General features: G+C 69.8%; 1 protein-coding gene. It reads right to left on the minus strand.

Going from position 1 to position 5,438, the window contains the following annotated elements:
• Window positions 1-5,438, minus strand: a 5,438-nt coding sequence (locus K8625_RS43365; RefSeq protein WP_223786078.1) for a non-ribosomal peptide synthetase, incomplete at both ends; no start/stop codon positions are given.

The raw sequence follows: 5,438 nt of genomic DNA on the forward strand, positions 1-5,438 counted from the left end.
AGGGGGACGTAGGCGGCGCCGGCCTTGAGGATGGCGAGGAGGGCGACGAGGGAGTCGACGGAGCGCTCGAGGCAGAATGCGACACGGACTTCGGGCCCGACGCCGCGAGCGCGAAGCAGGTGCGCGAGCTGATTGGCGCGCCGGTTGAGGACAGAGAAGGAGAGGGAGGCGGAGTCGTCGAGGACGGCGAGCGAGTCAGGCGTGAGGGTGGCCTGGGCCTCGAAGAGCTCGTGGAAGGCACCCTTCCAGGGCATCTCCCGGCGCGTCGAATTCCAATCGACGAGCACGCGGCGGCGCTCCTCGGCGGACAACATCGGCAGCTCGCCCACGAGCGTGTCGGGGCCGTTGATGGCCGCCTCCAGCAGCGTGTGCAGATGCCCCACCCAACGCTCGATGGTCGCGTCGTCGAACAGGTCCACCCGGTAGCTGAGCCCACCGGCCAGCCCGTCCGGCGTCTGTGACAACGTGAGCGTGAGGTCGAACTTCGTCGTCTGGTGGTCCTGCGCGAACGGCTCCAGATGCAGCGGCGGACTGTCCTCGGTCGCGCTCGCCACGGTGCGGCTCGCGACGGGGATGTTCTGGAGCGACAGCATCACCTGGAAGAGCGGCGTGTGGCTCAGGCTGCGCTGGGGCTTCAGCTCCTCGACGAGCTTCTCGAAGGGCACATCCTGATGCTCGTAGGCCGCGAGCGTCGTGGCCCGGACCTGGGCGAGCAGCTCACGGAATCGCAGTCCCGGACGGACCCGGGTGCGCAACACGAGGGTGTTCACGAAGAAGCCGATGAGCCCCTCTGTTTCCGTCCGCGTGCGGCCCGCGATGGGCGAACCCACGGCGATGTCGTCCTGCCCCGAGTAGCGCGAGAGGAGGACCTGCCACACGGCGAGCAGTGCCATGAACGGCGTGGCGCCCTCCTGGCGGCAGAGGACGGCCAGTCGCTCGGTCAGCTCCCGCGACAACCGAACGGGACGCGAGGCTCCGCGCGGATTGCGGACAGGCGGACGCGGCTTGTCCGTCGGCAGCTCCAGCAGCGGCGGCAGCTCACCGAGCTGCTGCCTCCAATAGGCGAGCTGCTGCTCCAGCACGTCGCCCTTCAACCACGAGCGCTGCCACGCGGCGAAGTCCGCGTACTGGATGGGCAGCGGCGCGAGCCGCGCCTCGACGCCCGTGGAGAACGCCTCGTACAGGGACGCGAGCTCCTGGATGAGCACACCCATCGACCAACCGTCCGAGACGGCGTGGTGCAGGGTGACCAGCAGCACGTGCTCCTCGGCGGCGAGGCGCAGCAACATGGCGCGCAGCACCGGCCCTCGCGCCAGGTCGAACGGACGCTGGGCCTCCTCGGTGGCGAGGCGCACGGCGCGCTCCTCGCGCTCCTCGGTGGGCAGGATGCCCAGCGCCACGACGGGCAGCACGAACGCCCGCACCGGATGGATGACCTGGATGGGCTCACCGTCGCGCGCGAGGAACGTGGTGCGCAGGGACTCGTGACGCTCGACGAGCGCGGTGAAGGCGCGCTCCAGCGCCGCGACGTTCAGCGTGCCGCGGAGCCTCAGCGCCGAGGGGATGTTGTACGCGGAGCTGCCGGGCTCCAACTGGTCCACCAGCCACAGTCGCTGCTGCGCGAAGGACAGCGGTAGCTCCCCCGTGCGAGGCGCGGGCACCAAAGGCGGCGCCTGCGTCCCGGACTCTCCCCTCACGGCCAGGATTCGCGAGGCCAGGGCGGAGATGGACGACGCCTCGAACAGGGCGCGCAAGGGCAGCTCGACCTCGAAGGCCCTCCGGACGCGCGAGACCACCTGCGTCGCGAGCAGCGAGTGTCCACCCAGCTCGAAGAAGTCGTCGGCGACGCTCACCTTGTCGAGCCGTAGGACGTCCGCCCAGATGGCCGCGAGAAGCTCCTCGGTGGGGTTTCGTGGCGCGACGAAGGTGGACGAGGCGAGGGTGTCGGGCGCCGGCAGGGCCTTCCTGTCGAGCTTCGCGTTGGCGGTCAGCGGGAAGGCCGCCAGCGGGATGAGGAACGACGGAAGCATGAACTCGGGCAGCCGCTGCTTGAGGAAGGCGCGCAGGGCTGCCGGGTCGACGGGCGAGGACGCGGTGAAGTACGCGGTGAGGCGCTTGTCCCCGGGCACGTCCTCGCGGACGAGCGCGAGGGCTCTCGTGATGGACGAGTACTCACGCAGCGCGGCTTCGATCTCCGCCAGCTCGATGCGGAAGCCACGCAGCTTCACCTGCGAGTCGGCGCGGCCCAGGAAGTCGAGGGTGCCATCCGCGCGCCAGCGGACCAGGTCGCCCGTGCGGTAGAGGCGCGCACCCGGCGACGCGGAGGAAGGGTCGGGGACGAACCGCTCGGCCGTGAGGTCCGGGCGGAGCAGGTAGCCGCGAGCGAGTCCCTCGCCACCGATGAAGAGTTCTCCGGTGACCCCCGGAGCCACGGGTTGGAGCGAGGCGTCGAGGACGAGGAGCCGCGTTCCCTGGATGGGCCGACCGATGGGCAGCGTGGCGCCGATGTCCTCGGCGCGTGTGATGGCGAAGGTGGTGGCGAAGACGGTGGACTCGGTGGGGCCGTAGGCGTTGGTGACCTGCGCGCCCCAGGCCGTCAGCGCCTTGCGGGCGTGGACCGGCGAGACCACGTCGCCGCCGGTGAGGACGTGCTGCACCGTGCTCAGCCCCGGGAGCACCGCGTCCGCGAGCTGCGAGAACAGACCGCTGGTGGCCCACAGCGTGGACACGCCGTGCCGCGAGACGGTGAGTTCGATCTCCTCCAGCGACAGCGTGTGGGCCGGCGGCACCACGAGCCGAGCGCCGTGCAGCAGCGCGCCCCAGATTTCGAACGTCGAGGCGTCGAACGAGATGGGCGCGAGCAGGACATGGGTCTGCTCGGGGCCGAAGCGCGTGTACGTCGCGCCGACGAGCGTCCGCAGCACGCCAGCGTGAAGTGTCCCCACGCCCTTGGGCCTGCCGGTGGAGCCGGAGGTGAAGTCGACGTAGGCGAGCGAATCGGTGAGGGCCAGGGAGGGCAGCGGTCCAGCGGGCTGGGCGGAGGTGTCGACCTCCTCCAGGACCAGCGTGGTGACACCTTCGGTCGGCAGCTTGGAGACCAGCGCGCGTGACGTGAGGAGCAGGCGCGGCTGGGTGTCCTCCATCATGGCGAGGAGCCGGTGCGACGGATAGGACGCGTCGAGCGGCACGTAGGCCGCGCCCGCCTTGACGATGGCGACGAGCGCGATGACCAGCTCGAAGGAGCGCTCCAGGGAGAGCGCGACGCGGTCATCGGTGGTGACGCCGTGGTGGCGCAGGAGCCGGGCGAGCTGGTTGGAGCGCTCGTCGAGCTGCCGGTAGGTGAGCGCCGTTTCGCCGAAGACCAGGGCGGGGGCGTCGGGCGCGAGCGCCACGGCGCGGGCGAAGGCCTCGGGAATCGTGGAGTCGACGGGGGCGCTCAGCGGCGCCGAGGCCCAGTCGACGAGGACCTGCCGGCGCTCGTCCTCCGTGAGCATGGCGTGCGCGGAGACCGGCGCGTCGAGGTTGTTGACGATGGCTTCGACGAGGCGCTCGAAGTGACGCGCCATGCGCTCGGCGGTGGCGCGCTCGAACAGGTCGGTGTTGAAGCTGAGGCCTCCGAAGAATCCCTCGGGGGACTCGACGAGGCTGAGCTGGAGCTCGAACTTCGAGGTCCCGCCGCTGATGTCCACCGGGCTCAGGGAGAGCTCATGCGTCTGGACACCCGAGGCCGGCGTGTTCTGGAGGACGAAGAGGACCTGGAACAGCGGGCTGCGACTCATGTCGCGCGTGGGCTGAAGCTCCTCGACGAGACGCTCGAAGGGGATGTCCTGGTGCGCGTAGGCCCCAAGCGCCGCCTCCTTCACCTGTCGCAGCAGGTGCGGGAAGGACGCGTGCGCGTCGACGCGGGAGCGCAGGACGAGCGTGTTGACGAAGAAGCCGATGAGCCCCTCGAGCTCCGAGCGGTGACGACCCGCGATGGGGGAGCCGACGGCGATGTCATCCTGGCCCGAGTAGCGGGAGAGCAGGAGCTGCCACACGGCGAGCAGGGCCATGAAGGGCGTCGCCCCTTCCTGCTGGCACAGGCTCTTGAGCTTCTCCGTGGTCGCGAGCGGAAGGGTGATGAGCGCCACATCGCCCGCGGACGTCTGGACGGCCAGACGCGGCTTGTCCAAGGGCAGCTCGAGCGTCGTGAGGTCCGCGAGCTGGTGACGCCAGTAGTCGATCTGAGCGTCGAGGACAGGGCCCTGGAGCCAGGAGCGCTGCCAGACGGAGAAGTCGGCGTACTGGATGGAGAGGGGCGCGAGGGGAGAAGGCCTGCCGTGGGAGAAGGCGTCGTAGAGGGCGGCGACCTCTTGGATGAGGACACCCATGGACCAACCGTCGGAGACGATGTGGTGCATGTTGAGCGCGAGGACGTGCTCGGTGTCGCTGAGCTCCAGGAGCTGAGCGCGGATGAGCGGACCCGTGGAGAGGTTGAAGGGCCGCTGGTACTCCTCGCGCAGTAGGCGCTCGACCTCGGCGCCGCGGACCTCGGGCGCGAGATCCCGGAGGTTCACGTGTGTCACCGGTAGCTCCGCGTGCGGAGCGATCACCTGCAACGGCTGGTCATCCTTCTGGATGAAGGAGGTGCGCAGCGCTTCGTGACGGGAGACGAGGGAGTCGAAGCTGAGCTGGAGGGCCTTCGAATCGAGTGGGCCTGAGAGGCGCACGAAGGAAGGCATGTTGTAGGTGGAGGAGCCGGGCTGGAGCTGGTCGATGAACCAGAGGCGCTGCTGGGCGAAGGAGAGGGGGAGAGGCCCGGTGCGAGGAACAGGGAGGATGGGAGGAGGCTGAGCGCCGAGGGCCTCGCGAGAAGCGGAGGAGATGCGCGAGGCGAGTGAGGCGACGGTGGGGGCCTCGAAGAGGGCCCGCAGCGGCAGCTCGACGCCGAAGGAGGAGCGGATGCGGGAGATGACCTGGGTGGCGAGGAGCGAGTGGCCACCGAGGGAGAAGAAGTTGTCGGTGACGCCGACGCGCTCCAGGCGGAGGACAGAGGAGAAGATGGAGGCGAGCTTCTCTTCGGCGGGGTTGCGGGGAGCGACGAAGGAGGAGTCGCCACGCAGGGAGTCGACGTCGGGGGCGGGGAGACGGTTGCGAGCGAGCTTCCCGGAGGGAGTCAGGGGCAGTGCCGCCAGGGAGACGAAGGCGGAGGGCACCATGTACTCGGGGAGGCGCTGGAGGAGGAAGGTGCGGAGGGCCTCGGAGTCGAGAGGTGAGTCGGTGCCAACGACGACGTAGCCGATGAGGCGCTTGTCGCCCGGGACGTCTTCACGGACGACAGCGGCGGCGTCACGCAGGCCGGGAGCCATGCGGAGGACGGATTCGACTTCGCCCAACTCGACACGGAAGCCACGCACCTTCACCTGGAAGTCGAGGCGGCCGAGGAACTCGAGGGTGCC

Source organism: Myxococcus sp. AS-1-15, assembly GCF_020037055.1.
Classification (GTDB): domain Bacteria; phylum Myxococcota; class Myxococcia; order Myxococcales; family Myxococcaceae; genus Myxococcus; species Myxococcus fulvus.